The organism is Belnapia sp. AC561 (assembly GCF_979252845.1).
Genome location: NZ_CEEDBP010000242.1, coordinates 1 through 269, shown reverse-complemented (window position 1 = coordinate 269; position 269 = coordinate 1). Strand labels below are relative to the sequence as shown.

1 protein-coding gene is annotated in these 269 nt (G+C 69.1%); it reads right to left on the bottom strand.

The annotated features are described in order from the left end of the window. Positions 1–269 (bottom strand): AMP-binding protein (locus AC0IW9_RS30935; RefSeq protein WP_471652128.1); only part of this gene is annotated, 269 nt, incomplete at both ends.

The following is a 269-nucleotide window of genomic DNA, read 5'->3' as shown; positions in this document are numbered from 1 at the left end:
CTTCCGGGCCGACGCCACTGGCGCGCAGCCAATGGGCCAGGCGGTTGGCCTGGGCGTCGAGTTCGGCGTAGGTCAGCGTGTGTTCGCCCACGCTCAGCGCCCGCGCGTCTGGTGTTGCGGCGGCTTGCGCGGCGAATAGGTGATGCACGGTCGCGTCCAGTGCGTGCTCACCGGGTTCTTCCCCGAGATTGTCTAGCAGTGCGTGCTGTTCGGCCGCCGACAGCAGCGGCAATTCGGCGAGGCGCTGCTGCGGCTGATCGACCATCGCC